Origin of the sequence: Methylobacterium sp. WCS2018Hpa-22 (genome assembly GCF_031843785.1) — a bacterium.
In the GTDB taxonomy this organism is placed as follows: Bacteria; Pseudomonadota; Alphaproteobacteria; order Rhizobiales; family Beijerinckiaceae; genus Methylobacterium.
This window is the reverse complement of record NZ_JAVTJA010000006.1, coordinates 198972-219912: the sequence shown is the minus strand read 5'-3', so window position 1 is coordinate 219912 and position 20941 is coordinate 198972. Positions and strand designations below refer to the sequence as shown.

The following is a 20941-nucleotide window of genomic DNA, read 5'->3' as shown; positions in this document are numbered from 1 at the left end:
TGTCGTCTGCTCCCGTGCGGCGGCTTAGTAAGCGGCCGGGTCGGCGCTGTCGCTCGGCGACGCGAAGGCCTTGATCATCGGCTCGCTCATGGGCAGGTTCAAATTGATGCCGCGCGGCGGGATCGGCTTGGTGAACCAGGTCTCGTACAAGGCTTTGCCCTCGGGGCTCTTGTAGAGCTTGGACGTCGCCTCATCGACCACGGCCTTGAACGGCGCGTCATCCTTGCGGAGCATGATGCCGTAGGGCTCGGGCTTCGACAGGGCCTCGCTGGAGATGGCGTAGGCACCGGGCTCCTTGGAACTGGCGGCCAGCGAGGCAAGCAACACGTCGTCCATCACGAAGGCAGCGGCGCGGCCGGTCTCGACCATCAAGAATGCTTCAGCGTGATCCTTGGCTGGCAGAATCGTCAGGCCGAGGTTGCGCGCGGTATTGGCCTCGTTGATCTGACGGATATTGGTGGTGCCCGAGGTGGAGACGACGGTCTTACCCTTGAGATCCTCGATCGTGTCGAGTTTGGCCGACTTCTTCGCGACGTAGCGGGTCGCGGTGAGGAAGTGGGTGTTCGTAAAGGAGACCTGCTTCTGGCGATCGACGTTGTTCGTGGTCGAACCGCATTCGAGATCGACGGTGCCGTTGGCGATCAGCGGGATGCGTGTGGCGGAGGTGACGGGATTTAGCCTCACCTCGAGCTTCGTGAGCTTCAGGTTGGTCTTCACCGCTTCGGCGATCTTCTTACAGATCTCGAAGGCGTATCCGACCGGCTTCTGATCACCGTCGAGGTAAGAAAACGGAACGGAGGCGTCACGATAGCCGATCGTAATTTCACCGGTCTCTTTGATCTTTTTGAGGGTGCCGGTCAGTTCCTGGGCATTGGCGCCGGCTGCGCCGAGCGTGAAGCTCATTGCCGATGCAAGGACGACCGTCGCCTTCAGAGCGACGGACCTGTGATGACCAAAATGCATGTGAAGGCTAACTCCCGAAGGGGTTTCCGCCGACCGAATGATCGGCTCTCGAGGCTCAACGTAGCAGCGGTCGCGCCCATCGCAATCGGTGAATAAGGGACCACCGGAGATGTCAACCGCTCAGGAAGACTATAGCAATCAACGTGCCGTGCGAGCGGGCTAGATCGCTTTTCGCGAGACAATGCCCTGCGTTTGAAATCACCGGATCCAGAAGGAAGAGGCCGATTATCGATGTGCGGCAGTCATGAAAAAGGCCCGGCTTTTCAGCCGGGCCCATTTTGAACCGTTTCCTTGCATCTCCCAGGGTCGGCGCACGAAGCGCCAACCCCAAAATCGCAGAGGCTTAGAAGTCGCGCTGGACGCGCATACGCACCTGGTAGGTGTCGTCGGCGGTCACGGTGCGAACGGCGCCGGAGGCGATGTTCGCAGCGTTGACGGTGCCGCTCGACTGGGTGCGATCCACGACACGGCCGTTCTGAACGCCGACCTTGGTGTAGAAGCCCTCGACACCGATATCGAGGTCCTTCACTGGCGACCAGATCAGGCTTGCGCCGGCGACGATCTGGTAGGTGTCACGGAGAACCGGGCTCACGTCGAAGGAGACTGTGCCGGGAGTGCCAGTGAACTGAGTGGTGGCACCATTCGTCTGGAAAGCAGCGGCATTGGCGGCGCGAGCGCCACGGGCGAAGGAGAGCTCGCCGTAGCTGCCGAACACGGCCGAACGCCACTCAGGCGACCAGTAGTGCAGGAACGAGCCAACCACCGTGAAGCTGGTGGAGGTTTCGATCTTGCCGGTGAGAGGGTTCAGCGTGGCGTCGGACATGAAGGGATCGAAGGCAGCGCCGTTGATGGTGCTGGCAATCGCGGTGTAGCTGCCGTTGTAGGACGAGTAGCCCGTGTAGAGGGTCGAACCCTCACCGTAGGCTCCCTGCAGGTACAGCGTATCGCCCGGAGCGATGAACGGGGTGTTGATCTTCACGCCACCCTGGACAGCCCAGCCGTACTCGCTCGAGGGATGTCCGGTCACAGCAGTCCCACCAAGACCGGGAACCGAAGCCACAGCGAAGGTAGATCCAACGGGATTTTGGACGTTGATTTCCTTGACGGCAGCTGAGATCTGAGCCGAACCCCAGGCAGCATCGTAGCGCAGAACGCCGACGAAGTCGGGCATCCGGTTACGCTGCGACACGTCGAAGTTCTGGAACGTGTTCGTTGCGCCGAGTCCGACGAGAACCGGAGACGGAGCGCCGGTCACGCCAGTCGCCCCGAAGGTCTGCGAGTAGACGGTGTTGCGACGGAAGGTCGGGTCTTCGAGCGAGACCGTGGCGGAGAAGCCTTCGCCGAACTTAGCCGAATAGGCGAGCAGGTTGGTCGACTGAACGTCGGAGTTCAGGGTCGCGCCAGCAAACTCGAAGTCGTGAGCGTAGAAGTCGAAGAACGAGGAGGCGCGACCAGCGGTGAGGCCGGCGAACTGAATGAACGCCTTATCGGTGTTCACGAACTGCTGAGCGCGACCAGCCTGATCCTGACCGGTTGCAGCGAAGGCGGAGCCGATGCGCTCTTGGGTGCCGGAGCGGAGGCCGCCGGTGCCGCCGGTGCGCGAGGCGAACTGGATACGGGTGAAGGCGCGCAGGGTGCCGTAGGCCGTCTGGGTGCGGGCATCGACGTTGATGCGGGCGAGGCCGATATAGCCGGTCGTGTCACCATTGCCCGAGCCGGAACGGCTGTCCGTCGGCTGGTAGCCGATGTCGAGGCGGGCACGGCCCGAGAGACGGATGCAGGTGTCCGTTCCGGGGATGTAGAAGAAGCCGGCGCCGTAGGCGGAGCAGACGCGGACGTATTCGATCGGCACGGCCTTCTTCACAGGAAGATCGGCGGCATGCGCTCCAACGACCGACGCAAAACCTGCGGCGGTACCGAGGAGTGAGCTCTTCAAGAGCTTCATTGATATCTCCAAAAGCTTCGAGACCCGAGGGATAGGCAACTTCAACACGGCGTCGACCGATGTTCGTTTGCCTTTATTTGTTAGCCAGGGGAGCGTTTCATCGCCCCGTTCCGGCTGTGCCCCGGGGTTTCCCCAGTGCGTTTTCACTCTGTGCGAGCGGGTCCCGCCGGGCAACTCGGAATCGTGAATGCCACGGCGGTTGTGAACCGCTGTGGCGGCGTTGCAACGTTTGTCAGGCGGCAAACCATGTCATCGCTGAGGTCGCATGCTGTGCAGAGGTTGGCCCCGGAGAAGAAAAGCAATGCATCGCGCTGCGCTAATGGCATTACTTGTTCACGCCAGCGCACCCTTTGCTTAGTTTTTGTGCTCTGCACCGTCACTGAACCGTCATAAAGAGAGCCAGGACCCCGTTCCAGCGCCTGTACCGGAACGACGGGGCAGTCGGGACGCGTTAGCCGTCAGGCCCCCTGATTGGTCCGTCTCACACGCGAAGGACGTGTCATGGCTTCGAGCTCCAACAGATGCTCGAGCTGATTCTCCGTCAGCAATCCCTCCTCCAACACGATCTCGGCGACGGGGCGATTCTCTGCCAAGGCACGTTGGGCGACTCTGGAGCAAGCCTCGTACCCCAGGGTCGGCACAAGGGCGGTAACGAGGCCGATCGAACCATGGACGAGGGAGCGGCAGCGTTCGCGATCCGCCTCGATCCCTTCGATGCACCGTTTCGTGAGGGTATCGACCGCGGCGGTAAGCATGCGCAGGGAGCTGAGAACGCAATACCCGATCGTCGGCTCGAAGGCGTTGAGCTGAAGCTGGCCTCCCTCTGCGCAGAGGGTCACGGTGAGGTCGTGGCCAATCACCAGGAAGGCGACCTGGTTGACCACCTCAGGAATCACCGGGTTGACCTTACCCGGCATGATCGATGAACCGGCCTGGACGGCCGGCAGCCGGATCTCGCCGAACCCAGTGCGCGGGCCGCTGGAAAGCAGGCGCAGATCGTTGCAGATTTTAGAGAGCTTGACCGCCACGCGTTTCAGCACGCCGGAGAACAGAACGAACGCTCCGAGATCGGATGTCGCCTCGATCAGGTTCGATGCAAGGACCATGGGGTGCCCGGAAATGCGTGACAGCTCTTCCACCGCCAGGGATGCGTAACGAGGATCGGCATTGATTCCGGTGCCGATGGCTGTGGCACCGAGATTGACCTCGCGGAACAGCCCGACGATCTCATTCAGCCGGGCCACGTCCTCTTTCATGGTGGCGTGGAACCCATCGAATTCCTGGCCGAGGGTCATCGGTACCGCATCCATGAGTTGGGTGCGGCCCATCTTGAGGACATCGGCGAACTCAACGGCCTTGCCCTTGAAAGCGTAGGCGAGGTCGTCGAGCGCCTTAATGAGCGGCTGGGTGGCGAAAATGACCGCAAGTCTCAGCGCCGTCGGATAGGCGTCGTTGGTGGATTGCGCCATGTTGACGTCGTCATTGGGGTGGAGCGCCTCATAATGCCCTAGCGGGTGCCCCATCAGTTCCAGGGCGACATTGGCGATCACCTCGTTGGCATTCATGTTGGTCGACGTGCCAGCGCCGCCCTGAATCGCATCCACCACGAAGGATTCGGCAAAGCGCGGCTCAGTGGCGACGAGAATACAGGCGCGGTCGATGGCGTCGGCCTTGTCGGCGGCCAGGTAGCCAAGTCGCCGGTTGGCGCGCGCAGCGGCCTGCTTCACAAGAGCGAGGCTTCTTACGAATTCAGGAAAGTGCCCCACCGGAACACCCGTGATGGGGAAGTTCGCGACCGCGCGCTTGGTATGGATCCCCCAATAGGCGTCGGCGGGGACTTCGCCGTAACCGAGAAGGTCGTGCTCCGTGCGAGTCCGTGCGCCCTCCATCTCGACGGTTCGCACTGTTGCGACAGCGATGTTCTCGGTCGGTATCTCGGTGACCGTCTGCGTGTCCGTCGCCATCGATCTTCTCCCTCGCCCTGCGCTCGCAGCGGCTCTGCGGAAGGCCACACGCGGCGGCACGACCGTCAAGCGCTTTGGAGGTCCAATCCTGACATCGGCTCAGTCCTGAAGCCGCATGAATAGCCGCCGACCTCAGGTTATCGACTCATTCCGCGTCGCTGCAGACGCCGATGCAGCGATGATCGGATGAGGTGCGAGACGGCTACTCGGAGCGCGCAGAAACAATCGTCGAGCGACAAAAGCTTGTGCCGGTGGAAGGTGACGATGACCGCCGCTTCGTTGGTCGCAAGCACGGAAGAGAGCGGCGTCTTCGACCCCGTCGCCGCGTCCTCCAAGAAGACACGCTTTCACCACATCACGACGTCTTGGGGGTCAGTCCATGCTTTGCGGCGAGATATTCAAGTGAAGCTATCGAGCGCTTTAGCGCTGCTATGATTGCCTCAATCGTTGTGGCGCAGCGGTGAAGATCCTGTCCAATGACGCCTCCCGGATGCGGCGGCCTTAGCTGACCCCATGCCGCCACACCGCAGGACTGCGCATCCGAGAGTATTCCTCTTGGCGGGTCATTTCCTTCGTAGGCCTGACGCGACCCTTGCTGCCCTACGGATTGCTTCAGGCTGCGGCTCGCCGGCCGGCACGACCCAACTGCCGCCGACGCAGAGGACTTGGCCGACGGCCAACCAGTCCGGTGCCGTCGCTTCGGTGATTCCACCCGTCGGGCAAAAACAGACCTTTCCGAACGGGCCGGTGAGGGCCTTCAGCGCCTTTACGCCACCGGCGGCCTCGGCAGGGAAGAACTTGAACCGGTCGAGCCCGTGATCGAGGCCGCGCATGATGTCGGCGGCATTGGCAATCCCCGGCAGGAAGGGAATGCCGCGGTCTAGCGCGGCTTTCGTCAGCGGATCGGTGAGACCGGGGCTGACGATGAACTGCGCGCCGGCGCTCATTGCCGCATCGAGATCCCGCTCGTTGAGTACAGTGCCCGCGCCGACCACAGCACCCTCGACCTGCGCCATGATGCGGATCACCTCGAGGGCAGCGGGGGTCCGCAGGGTGACCTCCAGCGCCGTCAGGCCGCCATCGACGAGGGCCCTGGCGATCGGCTCAGCATGGGCAGCCTCTTCGATCACGAGGACGGGAATCACGGGAACGGAGCGCATCAGCGCGTCGATGGTCGTCATTGAGAACCGTCCTTGGCGAAGGGTGGAGTGTTCGGTCGGTCGTGGAAGCGTCATGCAGAGAGCCAATGCGCCCTCCCCGGACCGGACAGCGTTGGCTAGAGTCCGGCGGCGCTGAGCATCGCGGAGGCGCCCTGCTCGGCGCCATCCGCCCCATGGCGCATGAAGGCAAAAAGCTCCCGCCCGGTACCGAAAGCCGGCGGAGGCGCTGTCGCATTTCCCCGCGTCTCCCATTCGGACGGATCGACGAGCGCTTGAAGCGTACCATCCTCGGCGCTCAGGCGAACGATGTCGCCGTCGCGAAGCTTTCCCAGTGGGCCGCCTCCGAGGGCCTCCGGGCTCAGATGGATCGCGGCCGGCACCTTGCCAGACGCACCGGACATGCGCCCGTCGGTCACGAGGGCGACGCGGAAACCACGATCCTGAAGGACACCGAGTTGCGGCGTCAGCTTGTGGAGTTCGGGCATTCCGTTGGCTTTCGGTCCCTGGAACCGCACTACCACCACGACGTCCCGCTCCAGTTCACCCGCCTTGAAGGCGGCCATGACGTCGTCCTGATCGTCGAACACCCGAGCCGGAGCCTCCACCGTCCAGCGCGAAGGGTCGACGGCGCTGGTCTTGAAAGTGGCACGGCCGAGATTGCCCTTCACCAGCCGCATCCCGCCATCCGGCTGGAAGGCGTTGGCGGGGCCGCGCAGGATGCTCTCGTCATGCGAAGCCGCCGGCGCGTCCTCGAACACTAGCTCGTCCTCGATCAGCTTCGGGTCGCGGGCATGGTCGCGCAGGCGCCTGCCGGCCACGGTGAGGATGTCGTCGTGAAGCAGGCCCGCGTCGATGAGGCTGGCGATGACGTAGGACATGCCTCCAGCGGCGTGGAAGTGGTTCACGTCCCCGGAGCCGTTGGGATAGACCTTTGCCACCTGCGGAACGACGGCCGAGAGCCGGTCGAAATCCTCCCAGTCGACGATGATCCCGGCGGCCCTGGCGATTGCCGGCAGGTGGATAGCGTGGTTGGTGGAGCCGCCGGTGGCCAACAGGCCGATGATCGCGTTGACGATGGCTTTCTCGTCGACGCAGCGCCCGAGGGGCCGGTAATCGTTGCCGGAAGCACCGATCTCCGTGAGCCGGTGGACGGCTGCGCGGGTCACTGCCTGGCGCAGCTTCGTACCGGGATTGATGAAAGAGGCGCCGGGCATGTGCAGGCCCATCACGTCCATCATCATCTGGTTGGAATTGGCGGTGCCGTAGAAGGTGCAGGTTCCCGCCCCATGATAAGAGGCGGATTCCGATTCCAGAAGCTCGTCGCGGCCGACCTTGCCTTCGGCATAGAGCTGGCGGATGCGCTGCTTCTCCTTGTTGGCGAGGCCCGAGGGCATCGGCCCGGCCGGGATCAGGATCTGCGGCAGATGCCCGAAGCGCAGGGCGCCGATGAGCAGCCCCGGCACGATCTTGTCGCAGATGCCGAGCAGGGCTGCCCCGTCGAACATGCCGTGACTGAGGCCGACCGCCGTGGAAAGCGCGATGGTGTCGCGTGAGAACAGCGACAGTTCCATGCCGCGCTGCCCCTGGGTGACGCCGTCGCACATGGCGGGGACCCCGCCTGCAACTTGCGCCGTTGCCCCGACCTCGCGGGCGAACAACTTCATCTGCTCAGGGTAGCGGCCATAGGGCTGATGCGCAGAGAGCATGTCGTTATAGGCGGTGACGATGCCGATATTCATGCCCCGGCCGGCCTTGATCGCCGGCTTGTCCTCGCCGGAGGCCGCGAAGCCATGGGCGAGGTTGCCGCAATTGAGCATCGGCCGGTGCACGCCGCCGTCGCGTTCGCGGGCGATCAGGTCGAGATAGGCGCGCCGGCTCGCCTTGGAGCGCGTCACCACGCGCTCGGTGACGGCTGCGACTTCCGGGTGAAGCTCGGTCATGGCAGATCCTTCCCTCGCTGATGCGAAGCCACCTGCTGTCAGGAACGTAGAGGGCTCGTCTCGCAGGCGATAGATCGGTCGCCGCGCGGTACGATCAATGACCGGATCGGCTCAGCACGTTTCAGGCCATCGCGGTTCGAAGCGGGTGATGGTGCGGACGGCGGGACTCGAACCCGCACAGCCTTTCAGCCGCAAGATTTTAAGTCTCGTGCGTCTACCGGTTTCGCCACGTCCGCATTGCGAGATCAGCGGTAACGAGGCGAGGCTCCGAGATCAAGGCGCCCAGCCGTAGAGCCAGTCGTAGCGGCGGCCCATTCCGGTGGGACCGAGCCGGCGCATCACGGTATTGCGGGCAAAACCGAGGAGCGCCCCGGCATGATAGGTCCGGCCGTTGCCGCGTGCCGCCGCTTGCACGCGCTTGGTGCGAGGCACGCGTCGTTTCGCGTAAGCCACCATCGATCCCGCTACGTCATCGGCTCGCAGCGTCACGGCGAGGACGGCTGCGTCCTCAATGGCGAGCGCTGCGCCCTGAGCCAGGAACGGTAGGACGGGATGGGCCGCATCGCCTAGCAGGGCCACCCGCCCCCGCGCCATCGGTCGCGCAGTCGGCCGGTCGACGAGCGACCAGACCAGCCAGGAATCAGGTGCAGTCAGAAGCTCGGCAAGAACAGGGGTCGCGTCCGGAAACTGCGCTCGCAGGACCGCAGACTCGCCGAGCTGCCCCCAACCCTCGCTGCCGATGCGCTCGGGCACGACCGCCACGATGTTGATGCTCCGTCCACCCTGGATCGGGTAATGCACGACGTGCCGTCGACGCCCGAGCCAAAGACCGGTCTCGTCGCCCTGTAGTTCCGGCGGGGCGGAATCGATCGGTATCGTCGCCCGCCAGGCAGCCTCTCCGCAGGACCGCAAGGGCTTTCCGTCGAAATGGCCCCGCAGCGTGGATCGCACACCGTCGGCGCCAACCACGAGATCGACCGCCAGCGTGTCGGTTTTCGAACCTTGCCCGCTTTCCAGTGTCAGTTCGACGGAGGAGGCCGACTCGGCCAGCCCTCGCACATCCCGCCCCATAAGCAACCGGATTCCCGGCCGGCTACGGACGGCATCGAGAAGGAGCGTCTGCAGATCGGCCCGGTGGATGACATAATAGGGGGCGCCATGGCGACTGCGCAGATCGGCACCGAGTTCGACACCGCCGATCTCGCGGCCCGTCCCGAGGGCACGCACCACGACCCTTGGCGGTTCGCTCGCCGCCCTGCGAAGGGCCGCACCGAGGCCCAACCCAATGAGAACGCGGCTCGCATTCGGAGAGAGCTGCAGGCCGGCCCCGACCTCACTGAACCCCGTCCTCCGCTCGACGAGCGTCACTTCATGCCCGGCGGCATCGAGAGCGAGAGCGGCAGTCAGGCCTCCAATGCCCGCGCCGACGATAGCTACAGAAAGGCCAGTCCTGACTGAAGGGATTCGAACGCCATGAGAATCGTCGGACACCTGCGGGTCTCGTCGCTACGAAACGCTACGCGATCAGGCCGCCTTCGCCCCGTGGTCATCCCAGACGGCGGCGGCCGGATCGGCAGTCCCAGCTTTGAGGGTTGCGCGGTAGCGGTAAAGCGTCGAGCAGTACTGGCAGATGATCTCGTCATCGCTACCCATATCGAGGAACACGTGCGGATGATCGAAGGGCGGCTTGGCGCCGATGCACATGAACTCCTTCGAGCCCACTTCGATGAGGGCGACCCCGAGGTCGTTGTGGAAATGCGGCACCGCCTTGTCAGCCATCGCCCGATCCTGCCTCCGGCCCGCCGAGGTGACCCCCGACCGGGCAACATTGGTCCATCGCAGGCATTCTCTAGCCCCTCGGCGGCGTGAAGCCTAGCGCCGACGATTCCCCAGGCCCAGCAAAAAGCCGGCGGCGGATTGCCTTCACCGAACACGAAACCGGAAAAGCAGTCGCTGCCGGCAAAACCGTCTACCGTCTACCGTCTAGGGTTGGCCTCCAGCGCATGCCGCCGTAGATAGATGGTTCTCACCGCTGCTTTTACGAAACCACACTTGTCATGACCCAGAACGAACAGGCCGTTGTCGAAGGCGGACGCCGCGCGCCTCGGCCGCCGATTCACGGTCCCGAAGGGTTCGAGGGCATGCGCAAGGCCGGTCGCCTGACGGCAGAAGCCCTCGACGTGCTGATGGAAGCCACGGCGCCGGGTGTGACCACGGAAGCGCTCGACCGCCTCGCCTACGAATTCGCGATGGATAACGGCGCTTACCCGGCCTCGCTACTCTATCGAGGCTACCCGAAATCGATCTGCACATCGATCAACCACGTCGTCTGTCATGGGATCCCCAACGACAAACCCTTGCGCGAGGGCGATATCGTCAATCTCGACATCTGTTTGATCATCGACGGATGGCACGGGGATAGTAGCCGCATGGCCTATGTCGGCGAGGTGCCGCGTAAGGCGGCACGCCTGTGCGAGATCACCCACGAATGCCTCATGCGTGGCATTGCGGCGATCAAACCGGGAGGCTCGACTACGGATATCGGCCGCGCGATCCAGGCCTATGCCGAAGCGGAGCGCTGCTCGGTGGTGCGAGATTTCTGCGGGCACGGTCTGGGTCGCACCTATCACGATGCCCCGACGATCCTGCATTATGTCGAGCCGAGCTACGACGTGGCCTTCCAGCCCGGACAATTCTTCACGGTCGAACCCATGATCAATCTCGGTAGACCGGCGGTGAAGGTTCTCTCGGACGGCTGGACAGCCGTAACCCGAGATCGATCGCTCTCGGCTCAGTTCGAGCACACCGTAGCCGTGACGGAAACCGGCGTCGAAGTGTTCACCTTCTCGCCCAAAGGCCTGCATCAGCCAATCAATCCATCTGCCTGAAAGCGATCGATCCGGAGGCAACACGATGACGCGCCTCCCCGTCGCATCGGCGAGCGAGACCACAGGATCGCTGGAACCGCATTATCTCGGACATCGCGACCGGTTGAGGGCCCGATTCGCCCAAGCCGGCGCCGATGCACTGCCCGACTATGAGCTGCTCGAACTCGTTCTCTTTCGAGCGATCCCGCGCCGGGACGTAAAGCCCCTGGCAAAGGCTTTGATTCGGCGGTTCGGCAGTTTCGCGGAAGTCGTGAGCGCAGAACCGAACCGTCTCGCGGAGGTGGACGGCGTCAGCCAGGGCGTGATCGCCGATATCAAGCTGATCGAGGCGGCCGGCCATCGCCTCGCTCGGGGTGCCATCGCCGCGCGCCCCTTGCTGTCCTCCTGGGCTGCACTCCTCGAGTATTGCCGCGCGACCATGGCCTTTTCGCCGCGCGAGCAGTTCCGCGTGCTGTTCCTGGACAAACGCAACCACCTCATCGCCGACGAAGTTCAAGGTCGGGGCACCGTCGACCATACTCCAGTCTATCCACGTGAAGTCGCTCGCCGCGCCCTCGAACTCTCGGCCACCGCCATCATCCTCGCCCACAATCACCCATCCGGTGATCCGACACCGTCGGCGGCGGATATCAAGATGACGCGGGAGATTGTTGGAATCCTCGATCCATTGGGAATTATCGTCCACGACCATGTCATTCTCGGACGCGATGGACACGCGAGTCTGAAAGGGTTGAAGCTGATCTGAACGTGCTACTCTGACGTTGGGATTAGGCGGATCGTTTGGCGGACGGCGATCGGGAGACAACGTCGGCCTGATGTGACGTGCACATCGACCCGGTGGCGCGCCTCTTGCGACGATGCCGAGATAAAAGGGGAGGCGCGAATGGCGCTCGCTGCGTTCGACGAGATGAATGGGATACCCGGCGCCGTAATGGGCGATTCCGCGGTACGAGAAGCCTATGACAGTCTGAAATCCTGGCTCGACACGACTCCGCCCGAGCATTTCAATACGCGTCGTAGCCAAGCCGAAATGTTATTTCGGCGGATCGGCATCACCTTCGCCGTTTACGGTGCAAACGAATCCACTGAGCGGCTGATCCCTTTCGACATCATCCCACGGGTTATCACCAAGCCGGAATGGAGCTTCCTGGAGCGCGGGCTGAAACAGCGCGTCACCGCGATAAATGCCTTCCTCAGCGACATCTATGGCGCGCAGGAATGCATCAAAGCCGGGATCATTCCGGCTGATCTGGTCTATCGCAATCCGCACTACCGGATGGAGATGCGGGCCTTCAAAGTCCCGCACGATCTCTATGTGCACATCGCCGGTATCGATATCGTCCGTACCGGCGAGAGCGACTTCTTCGTGCTCGAGGACAATGCCCGCACGCCGTCCGGCGTCTCGTACATGCTGGAGAACCGGGAAGTGATGCTGCGGCTCTTCCCCGAATTGTTTTCGCGCCATCGCGTGGCGCCGGTGGAGAATTATCCGGATTCCCTGCTCGCGACCCTACGCAGCCTGGCCCCGCAGACTGCGACCCGAGATCCCTCCGTCGTATTGCTCACCCCCGGTCGCTACAATTCGGCTTTCTACGAACACTCCTTCCTGGCCGACAAGCTTGGCGTCGATCTGGTGGAGGCATCTGACCTCTTCACCAAGGACGACGTCGTCTACATGCGCACCACGGAAGGCCCGCGCCGAGTCGATGTCATCTACCGCCGCCTGGACGACGATTTCCTCGACCCCCTGGTGTTTCGCCCCGATTCGGTTCTCGGTGTGCCCGGCCTCATGAATGCCTATGAGCGCGGGACGGTAACCCTTGCCAACGCGGTCGGCACCGGTATCGCGGACGACAAGGCGGTCTACAGCTACATGCCGGAGATCGTGAAATTCTTCACCGGCGAGGAGCCCATCCTTCACAACGTGCCGACATACCGGTGCCGCGAAAAGGAGGCCTTCTCCTACGTGATGGATAATCTGGCCGATCTCGTCGTGAAGGAAGTCAACGGGTCGGGGGGCTACGGCATGCTGGTCGGTCCGCATGCCACGAAGCGGGAAATCGAAGATTTCGGGCGCAAGCTCCGCCACTCACCGGATGGGTTCATCGCCCAGCCGACCCTTGCTCTCTCAACGTGCCCAACATTCGTTGCATCCGGCGTCGCACCGCGCCACGTCGATCTGCGACCGTTCGTGTTATGCGGCTCCGACGAAATCAGGATCGTTCCCGGCGGTCTGACACGTGTTGCCCTCAAGGAAGGGTCGCTCGTCGTCAATTCGAGCCAGGGCGGTGGCACCAAAGACACTTGGGTACTCGACGCCTGACATCACGTTCGAACTCACCTCGCGCGAGAGGTGGATCGTTTTCTCGTCTATCGCCTTAACGGAAGCCCATGCTGTCCCGGACCGCCGACAATCTTTACTGGCTCTCGCGCTACGCCGAGCGGGCCGAATTCGTGGCTCGCATCCTCGATGCGGCTCACCGGCTCGCGGCCCTGCCGTCGAGCTACGGCGGTGGCGAGACCAACGAATGGGCGTCGGCACTGGCTTCGGCGGGAGACCCGGAAGTGTTCAAGACGCTTTATGACAGCGTCAACGAAGCGACCGTGTGCAACTTCCTGGCTTTCTCACCGCACAACCCTTCTTCGATCCGCTCCTGCATCGAGACGGCGCGAGAAAACGCGAGGTCCGTGCGTACTGCACTGACCACGGAAATGTGGGACGCGATCAACGGTGCCTGGCTCGAACTGCGCAACTACGAAGGTCGTGACCTCACTCGCGATGAGTTCAGCCGTTTCCTCGAATGGGTGAAAGGTGTGTCCCTCGCGTTCGACGGCTCAGCCTATCGTACGATGCTACGGAACGACGCCTATTGGTTCACAAGACTCGGCACCGCCATTGAGCGGGCGGATAATACCGCCCGTATCCTTGATGTGAAATACCGTATTCTTCTGCCGGCCACTGAGAAAGTCGGTGGAAGCCTTGATTATTTCCAATGGACTACGATCCTTCGTGAGGTTTCGGCTTTTAACGCTTATCATTGGGTTTACCGTGAAAGCGTCAAACCGCTTCTGGTCGCCGACCTGCTCATTCTGAACCGGCAGATGCCGCGCTCCCTGACAAATTGCTACGGCATGCTGGTGGAGCATCTCGATCTCATCGCCGACGCCTATGGCAGGCGTGGGGCTAGTCAGCGATTGGCCAGCAACACTCTCGCACGCCTTGAAAGCGAGAATATCGACCGGGTCTTCCGGTCGGGGCTACACGAGTTTGTCACCGCCTTTATCGTCGAGAACAATCGCCTCGGCGCGGCCGTCATCGAACAATATCTGGTGTAGGGTTCCGTCGAATCCTGAGCTCTGCAAGAGACGTCCATGCGCATCCGCGTTTTCCATGAGACCAACTACACTTACGAGCAGCCCGCTCGCGGCCTGATCCAACTCTTGCGTCTTCGTCCGCGTGACCATGACGGGCAATACGTCCGTCGCTGGCGGATCGAGCCGTCTGTGGATGGGCGGGTCAGCGAGCGCGAGGACGGCTTCGGTAATGTCACGCACTGGTTCACGGCGGACGAGCCTGCGGATGCCCTGACCATCCGGGTGACCGGCGAAGTCGACACCAACGAGATGCACGGGATCGTCCGCGGCACGGTGGAACGCCTTCCAGACGTTTTCTACCTGCGCGATTCCGATTTGGCGGTGGCCAATACCGAGCTTCAGGCGTTTGCCAAAAGCGTGGTCGACGAAGGGGATTCCTCAGTGCTCCCCTGCCTCCACCGTCTCCTTGCCGCTGTCTTCGACACGGTCGCGTTCGAGCCGGGTCCGGCCAGCGCCAGCACCACCGCTGCGCAATCCTTTGCCGCCGGAAAGGGCGTCTGCCAGGATCTCGCCCATATTTTCATCGCGGCCGCGCGACATCTCGAGATTCCTGCTCGCTACGTCTCGGGCTATTTCTTCCACGCCGAAGGCGGGGAGGACCAGGGAGCGGGGCATGCTTGGGCGGAAGCCCTGGTGCCCGGCCTTGGATGGGTAGGTTTCGACCCTGCAAATGGTATCGCTACGACCGAGGCGCATATCCGTGTCGCCATCGGGCTGGATTATTTGGGTGCGGCCCCGATCAGAGGCAGCCGGATGGGTGGCGGGACTGAAACGCTCGAAGTAAAGCTTCGCGTCGAACAGGTCCAAGCCGCCGTCCAGGTTTAATCTGTCGCATCGTGAGGCATGGCTCGAGATTCTCGGGCCATCGGGGGTATCGGTATCATGACCTATTGCGTCGGGCTCCTCGTCGAGGAAGGACTCGTGATGGTTGCCGATACCCGCACGAATGCGGGACTCGACGACATCTCGACCTATCGCAAGCTGCATCATTTCAACGTGCCGGGCGAACGGGTGATGATGCTGGCCTCGGCTGGCAATCTATCTGTGACGCAGTCGGTACTCAGCATGTTGGCCGAGGGCGTCTCTGGCGATGACGGCGAACCTACACTGAAGATCACCGAAACCACGACGATGTTTCAGGCGGCCCAGCTCATCGGCAAGGCGATCCGCCGTGTGCGTGCCATCGAGAAGGCCGGGTTCGAGGCAGCGAACCTGCGATTCTCCATCTCGCTGCTGTTCGGCGGTCAGATCGGCAATGAGCCGATGCGCCTGTTTCTCATCTACTCGGCCGGAAACTTCATCGAGTGCAGCACCGACGCACCGTTCCTTCAGATTGGTGAGCATAAATACGGCAAGCCCATCCTCGATCGGGCCGTGAAGTTCGAGACGGACCTCTATGACGCCCTGAAGGTGGGCCTCGTTTCCATGGATTCGACGATGCGTTCGAATCTGGGTGTGGGTTTGCCGATCGATATCGCCGTGTGCCGACGCGATGCCCTCGACCTTGAGGTGAGCCATCGGATCGAGGCAGGAGAGTCATATTTCCACGATTTACGGGAGCGGTGGTCGGCTGCTCTGCGCGCGGCGCACCGGGCTATCCCACGTCCTCCCTACGGGCCTGCCCCGCGCTAGCCCGGAGCCTCCCAGGCTTCGCGATAGGCACGTACCGCCCCCTCCGGATCCTTGGCCCTCATGACCCCGCCCATGATCGCAATTCCGGCAAAGCCGGCATTGCGGCAGGCGCGGGTATTCAGCGGGCTGATTCCCCCTAGGGCAAGGACCGGTATCTCACGCCTACGAGCAGATTGGAGCGCAGCCGGCCTCAGTGCGGGCCCGTATCCCGGCTTGCTTTGCGTCGCGAAAATTGGGCTAAGGGTCGCGTAGTCCACGCCCAGTTCAGCGGCCCTGTCGATCTCGGCTGGAGAATGGGCCGAGATGCCAACCAGGCATACGGATGGAAGTTGTTGCTTTGCCGAAAGGATATCCTCTCGCTTAGCGCCACCACCGAGATGGACACCGTCTGCTCCGATCGCACAGGCGAGCGCCACGTCTCCCCCCACAATGAAAGCGGCACCCATCCTACGCACCGGAATGATCAGGTCTCCGGCAAGGGATTGGCGAGAGGCCGCGTCGAGATCGCGGTCCCTGAACCAGATCCAGCGGACACCGCCGGTGAGGGCCGCCTCGACCCTTTCAACCAACGGGATGTCACTCCCCGTCCGGTCCGTTACGACGAGTAGACCGGATGGTTTCGGCGTCACGAGCCCACGAGACCGAGCTGCGGGCTCGACGGATCAGCGCGGCCTCGCTTAGGGATTCGCCCAGCAAGATGGGCAAGGCGACCGGCCTCGACCGCATGACGCATGGCGCGAGCCATGCGAACCGGATCGTCCGCTTTGGCCACAGCGGTATTGAGAAGACAGCCCGCCGCGCCGAGCTCCATGGCGACCACAGCATCGGAAGCGGTGCCGATTCCGGCATCGACAATGACCGGCACACTGGCCCGCCGACAGATCAACTCAAGATTAGCTGGGTTGGCGACCCCCATACCAGACCCGATCAGGGAGCCCATCGGCATCACCGCCGCGCAGCCGATATCAGCAAGCCGCTGACATACGACGGGGTCGTCATTGCAATAGGGCAGGACAACGAACCCATCATCGACGAGATGGCGACAAGCGGCCAGCAATTCGGACACGTCCGGGTAAAGCGTTTCCCGATCACCGATGACTTCGACCTTTATCCAGTTCGTATCGAGGGCTTCACGGGCGAGATCGGCGGTCATGATCGCATCGCGAGCAGTCTCGCAGCCAGCAGTATTGGGCAGGAAACGATAGCCCTTCAGGCGTCGCACGGTATCCGAACCATGGCCTTGCAGCGAGACGCGGCGAATCGAGGCGGTGACGACCTCTGCACCGGATGCTTCGACCGCATCGACCATGATGCTCTGCGTTGGATAACCAGCAGTGCCGATGAAAAGGCGGGAGCTCAAGGCCACGCCGGCGATGACCAATGCATCGTCCGCAGCAGTTTCGATCGTACGTCCGTTCATGATGATTGTCCTCCGGCTATCCGCCCTGCATGGCACGCACGATCTCGACCTTGTCGCCTTCCGTGATGTCGGTCGTCTCCCAATCCCGCCGGCGAACGACCGTGCCGTTCACCGCGATGGCAATGCCCTGCGGGCTCTCAATACCGGTCAGCTCCGCCTCGAGCCGGAAGAGCGCCGACACATCTCCGGCCTCGATCTCGCGAGGCTGTCCGTTGATGCTGATCTTCATGCGAAGGCCCTCCTCTCGCGCTGCTCAGATCGTTGGAATCGAGCGAGACCGAAACTGCTTGCGATATCGGGCAACGCGCCGGAGGTAACGAGCTCGGCCACGCAATCGGCCGTGGCTGGAGCGAGAAGATATCCGTTGCGGTGATGCCCGGTGGCGACCACGAGGCCAGGAGCCAGAGTATCGATGATCGGCGCATCGTCGTCGGAGGTTGGCCGAAAACCACTCCAGACCGCCTCGACCTCCATCTCCTCAATGCCGGGTAGAACCCGACGCGCTCCCTCTAACAACGCATAAAGACCACCGGCGGTGACGCCGGGGACGAAGCCGCAATCCTCGACCGTGGCGCCTATGATGAGATGGCCATCTGCCTTCGGGGCCATATGGACCTGCTCGGTCCAGACCATGTGCGAGAGATTGCCCGTCCGTGTTGTAGTCTTCAGCGCCAGAGATTGACCCCGCAACGGTCTCACCGGCAAAGCGAGTTCATCGGGAAGAAGGCTGGCGTCGCCGCTCCAGGCACCGGTTGCAAGGATCAGGGTCGCCGCCGAGATATGCCCGCGAGACGTGGCAGCACCGCAGACCCGGTCGCCTACCCAATCGAGCGCCCCCACTGCGCAGTGCTCGACGATTGTGACACCGGCAGCCTGATTGGCGCGGGTGAGCCCGGCCATCACGAGACGTGGATCGACCTGATGGTCGTCAGGGCAGAACAGACCAGCCGTCACGGAGGGGCGTAGGGTAGGCTCCAAAGCACGAACCTCCGACCCCGGCAACCAGCGGGCGGAAAGTCCGGACCGGATCTGCAGGTCGTGCCGAAATCGAAGGCGGTCGACCTCATCGCGACCGATGGCTACGACGAGAGTCCCCTCCTCCCGGTAGTCGATGCTGATACCCGAGGCGGCCTGGAGTTCGTCGCGAAAGCCCGGCCAGCGTGCCAGGCTCTCAAGCGCTAGAGGCAGTAGAGGATCCGAACCCGGCTCATGCTCCGCAGCCGGAGCCAGCATCCCCGTTGCGGCGAGGCTCGCGCCGACGCCGACGGTGTCGCGCTCGATGACCGTGACGCTCAGCCCGGCTTGAGCCAGACGCCACGCACAAGAGAGACCGATCAATCCGGCGCCCACAACGACGACATCGCTTCGGGTTGGCAACGCGTTGCTATCAATGACGATACCCGTCGCTCTCCGGGAACCAATGGTCGGGTTAGCTGAGACGTCCAAAAGGAACCTCCGCGATGCTTCGCAAAGATTGGTGTCCTTCAGCTCCGATCCGAAGCGTGCCGAGCTCCCTTCGAGAGAAACCCGCGGTCCAATCCCTACGCCGGTATGAGCCGGTTCAGGTTCAAAGGATTTCCGCGCCGCCCGGGCTCATGGCCCAAGCTCATCGGTTTCTCAGCCCCTTGACGGGGATCTCCCTGGAACGCCTATGATGTGGGTAACGATCGCGCCTCGGTCAATCCCCAGGGACGCCTTAGGATACAAGAACGTGTGTCAGACGAGCACAGGTGTTCTCCCGGGTCGATAGACGCCCATTGGTTCGGCGAATCCATCGAGGTCGTGTTCTCCGAGAGCTTCCGACTCGTCCCAGAGGAAATCGACGAACGGTTTCGACATGAGAAGCGGCTCTCCAAGCGTCTTGTTCAGGCGCGCGAGGCGGCTTGCAAGGTTCACATCGCGGCCGATGACGGTGAAGTCGAGCCGGGCGCCCGATCCGACATTCCCATAGGCCGCCTCACCATGGTGGAGGGCGATACCCGCAACGACGGGTTGAGCGAACCGACCAATGGCATTTGCTTCGTCGAGTGCGGCTAGGGCAGTTCGCGCTGCGATGAGTGCGCCTTTAGCGGCTCCGCCAAGGTCGTCGCCGCGTTCGCGGAAGATCGCCAGCAGCCCATCGCCGAGGTATTTCAACACTTCGCCACCCTCGCGCTCGACGGCCGGCACAAGGCAATCGAAGAAGATATTGAGGAGGTCCACAGCCTCTTCCGGTGTCATATTTGCCGAAATTTGGGTGTAGTCTCGCATATCTGCGAAAAAAATCGCAGATCGAATACGCTTTACTTGCCCCCGGCGGATATCACCGGAGAGAATCGCTCGGTGAGGCTCGTCACCGACATAAATTCGAAGAACCTGATCCAACGTCTTGTTGACGATCCGCATCTCCATCACTGCCGCCAGCGTGGGCATGACGAAACGGAGGATCGCGATGTCTTCGTCTCGAAAGCCGCCGACCGCGCGAGTTGCGAAGGTGATGCCGTTACGCGTGCCATTGGTAAAGAACAACGGCGCAACGATATAGTGAGTGTAACCTTCGGCCTTGAGTTCGGGAATGATCGAGTACCGTAGATCCTTCGTGTCATTCAGATCGACGATGAGCCATTCACCGGTCTCGTGGACGGTGAAGAACGGACTATCTCGATAGGCACGGTCGGATGCATCGCCGTGCGGGAACAAGCGGACCGTCGAGCCAGTCTCGCGCGTCCAAAAACGACCCACGCCTGAATACTCGGAGTGCAACGTGTCTATGGCGGTCGATGCGCGATCGACAGGGACACCGAGAGCGATCAACCGCTCAGACATCCCGGCCAGAAGATCATCCGCCTGCGGCAGACGAGCCCCCTCGCTCAAAAGCCAATCCCTGAGGGCGACACTCTCCTGCAGCGACCCGAACGGTACGTCATTCGCCTCCGACCCGTCTGCATCGGCAGTCGGCGGAGGATGGGGCGGACTAAGATCGAGCATGATGCCAAAGTGGGTCGGAGTGGGCGGGGCGACAACAGGTGCCGTCAAGTTCGTCACGAGTTCCCACGAAAATGTCGTCCTATTGGTGCCACGGTAATATGGAATTGGCCATCACCGGCCGATCGTGACGCCGATTTTCTATCTCTACCATCGGATCAGCCCATGCCTTTCGCACATCGCGTTGTCGCCCTCGTGATCGCCATGACGTGTACCGGGGTGGCAAAGGCCGAGCCTGTATCGCTTCCGGCCGCGAACACGCCATCCCGCGCGCAGGCTGCAGCAGGCGACGAGGCTCATGCTCGGACAACATCGAGCTTCTCCGAATCGAACGAAACCAGCAGCCGGCGCCAGGCAACCTTCAATGAACGGATCGCCCGGCGCGGTGAACGGGCTATCGCGTCCTTGTGCAATGGCTGTGGAACGGACGCATCTCGGCAAAAGCCCAGGGCCACCAATCCCGTAAATCCTATGGCGGGAGCCATCATGCCGGATGCAGAAAGTATCTATTCGCGCAAGCGCGGCTTCGACCCATCGCGTGCGGCAAGCTATTGACGCGTAGGTGGCCAAGGCCGACGAGCCGTCGCGTCCCTTATTTACGGGTCATAGGCCCTGAACGAGAATGGCGCACCGAGGGATGCGCCATTCTAGATTCTGAAAGATGATCGTCGCCTGAAACGCGGAACGATC

General features: G+C 62.5%; 19 protein-coding genes, 1 tRNA gene and 1 riboswitch. Of the genes, 7 read left to right on the top strand and 13 right to left on the bottom strand.

What is annotated here, in order from left to right; all coding sequences use genetic code 11:
* Positions 1–24 precede the first annotated feature (24 nt).
* The 8 genes from RQI43_RS10375 to RQI43_RS10340 all read right to left on the bottom strand — a co-directional run bounded on the left by RQI43_RS10375 (position 25) and on the right by RQI43_RS10340 (position 9751).
* The gene (locus tag RQI43_RS10375; protein ID WP_311275136.1) at positions 25–903 is read right to left on the bottom strand and encodes an amino acid ABC transporter substrate-binding protein; all 879 of its coding nucleotides are present in this window, start codon (positions 901–903) and stop codon (positions 25–27) included.
* 403 nt (positions 904–1306) lie between these two features.
* Complete coding sequence (locus RQI43_RS10370; RefSeq protein WP_056431069.1) at positions 1307–2908, bottom strand: porin; 1602 nt, start codon at positions 2906–2908, stop codon at positions 1307–1309.
* 458 nt (positions 2909–3366) lie between these two features.
* Positions 3367–4872, bottom strand: a complete 1506-nt coding sequence (locus RQI43_RS10365; protein WP_311275091.1) for an aspartate ammonia-lyase — start codon at positions 4870–4872, stop codon at positions 3367–3369.
* A gap of 563 nt (positions 4873–5435) precedes the next feature.
* Positions 5436–6053 carry a bifunctional 4-hydroxy-2-oxoglutarate aldolase/2-dehydro-3-deoxy-phosphogluconate aldolase gene (gene eda / locus RQI43_RS10360; RefSeq protein WP_311275090.1) on the bottom strand — a complete coding sequence of 206 codons (618 nt, stop codon included), beginning with the start codon at positions 6051–6053 and terminating at the stop codon, positions 5436–5438.
* A gap of 95 nt (positions 6054–6148) precedes the next feature.
* Positions 6149–7972 carry a phosphogluconate dehydratase gene (gene edd / locus RQI43_RS10355; RefSeq protein WP_311275089.1) on the bottom strand — a complete coding sequence of 608 codons (1824 nt, stop codon included), beginning with the start codon at positions 7970–7972 and terminating at the stop codon, positions 6149–6151.
* Positions 7973–8121: 149 nt separating this feature from the next.
* A tRNA-Leu gene (locus RQI43_RS10350) sits at positions 8122–8208 on the bottom strand.
* Between the two features lie 37 nt (positions 8209–8245).
* Positions 8246–9463, bottom strand: a complete 1218-nt coding sequence (locus RQI43_RS10345) for an FAD-dependent oxidoreductase (protein ID WP_244483677.1) — start codon at positions 9461–9463, stop codon at positions 8246–8248.
* Positions 9464–9496: 33 nt separating this feature from the next.
* Entirely contained in the window at positions 9497–9751 is a 255-nt protein-coding gene (locus tag RQI43_RS10340; protein ID WP_056431078.1) for a zinc-finger domain-containing protein, read from the bottom strand.
* Between the two features lie 278 nt (positions 9752–10029).
* On the opposite strand from RQI43_RS10340, the gene map reads away from it, so the two are divergent.
* From map to RQI43_RS10310, 6 genes are all read left to right on the top strand, one after another.
* The gene (map, locus tag RQI43_RS10335) at positions 10030–10860 is read left to right on the top strand and encodes a type I methionyl aminopeptidase (RefSeq protein WP_311275088.1); all 831 of its coding nucleotides are present in this window, start codon (positions 10030–10032) and stop codon (positions 10858–10860) included.
* A gap of 25 nt (positions 10861–10885) precedes the next feature.
* Entirely contained in the window at positions 10886–11605 is a 720-nt protein-coding gene (gene radC, locus RQI43_RS10330; RefSeq protein WP_056431084.1) for a DNA repair protein RadC, read from the top strand.
* 138 nt (positions 11606–11743) lie between these two features.
* Positions 11744–13183, top strand: coding sequence for a circularly permuted type 2 ATP-grasp protein (locus RQI43_RS10325; RefSeq protein WP_311275087.1), 1440 nt, complete (start codon positions 11744–11746; stop codon positions 13181–13183).
* A 68-nt stretch (positions 13184–13251) separates the two neighbouring features.
* A complete protein-coding gene (locus RQI43_RS10320) occupies positions 13252–14196 on the top strand; it encodes an alpha-E domain-containing protein (protein WP_056431088.1) in 945 nt (314 codons plus the stop codon).
* A 36-nt stretch (positions 14197–14232) separates the two neighbouring features.
* A complete protein-coding gene (locus tag RQI43_RS10315; RefSeq protein WP_056431091.1) occupies positions 14233–15060 on the top strand; it encodes a transglutaminase family protein in 828 nt (275 codons plus the stop codon).
* A gap of 57 nt (positions 15061–15117) precedes the next feature.
* Positions 15118–15867 carry a hypothetical protein gene (locus RQI43_RS10310; protein WP_056431094.1) on the top strand — a complete coding sequence of 250 codons (750 nt, stop codon included), beginning with the start codon at positions 15118–15120 and terminating at the stop codon, positions 15865–15867.
* On the opposite strand, the gene RQI43_RS10305 is transcribed toward RQI43_RS10310, so the two are convergent.
* The 5 genes from RQI43_RS10305 to RQI43_RS10285 form a co-directional block, all read right to left on the bottom strand.
* A complete protein-coding gene (locus tag RQI43_RS10305; RefSeq protein ID WP_311275086.1) occupies positions 15864–16496 on the bottom strand; it encodes a thiamine phosphate synthase in 633 nt (210 codons plus the stop codon). The genes RQI43_RS10310 and RQI43_RS10305 overlap by 4 nt on opposite strands.
* Positions 16493–17287 (bottom strand): thiazole synthase, encoded by a 795-nt coding sequence (locus RQI43_RS10300; protein ID WP_056452111.1) that lies wholly within the window; start codon positions 17285–17287, stop codon positions 16493–16495. The genes RQI43_RS10305 and RQI43_RS10300 overlap by 4 nt, the downstream gene beginning before the upstream one ends.
* A 16-nt stretch (positions 17288–17303) precedes the next feature.
* Positions 17304–17516, bottom strand: coding sequence for a sulfur carrier protein ThiS (thiS, locus tag RQI43_RS10295; protein ID WP_311275085.1), 213 nt, complete (start codon positions 17514–17516; stop codon positions 17304–17306).
* Positions 17513–18733: a glycine oxidase ThiO gene (thiO, locus tag RQI43_RS10290; protein ID WP_405030592.1), complete on the bottom strand. Its 1221-nt coding sequence runs from the start codon at positions 18731–18733 to the stop codon at positions 17513–17515. The genes thiS and thiO overlap by 4 nt, the downstream gene beginning before the upstream one ends.
* A 74-nt stretch (positions 18734–18807) precedes the next feature.
* Positions 18808–18938, bottom strand: a riboswitch (TPP riboswitch).
* Positions 18939–19003: 65 nt separating this feature from the next.
* Positions 19004–20254 carry an adenylate/guanylate cyclase domain-containing protein gene (locus RQI43_RS10285; RefSeq protein ID WP_311275134.1) on the bottom strand — a complete coding sequence of 417 codons (1251 nt, stop codon included), beginning with the start codon at positions 20252–20254 and terminating at the stop codon, positions 19004–19006.
* Between the two features lie 162 nt (positions 20255–20416).
* On the opposite strand from RQI43_RS10285, the gene RQI43_RS10280 reads away from it, so the two are divergent.
* Positions 20417–20806, top strand: a complete 390-nt coding sequence (locus RQI43_RS10280; protein ID WP_082469953.1) for a hypothetical protein — start codon at positions 20417–20419, stop codon at positions 20804–20806.
* Positions 20807–20941: the final 135 nt, after the last annotated feature.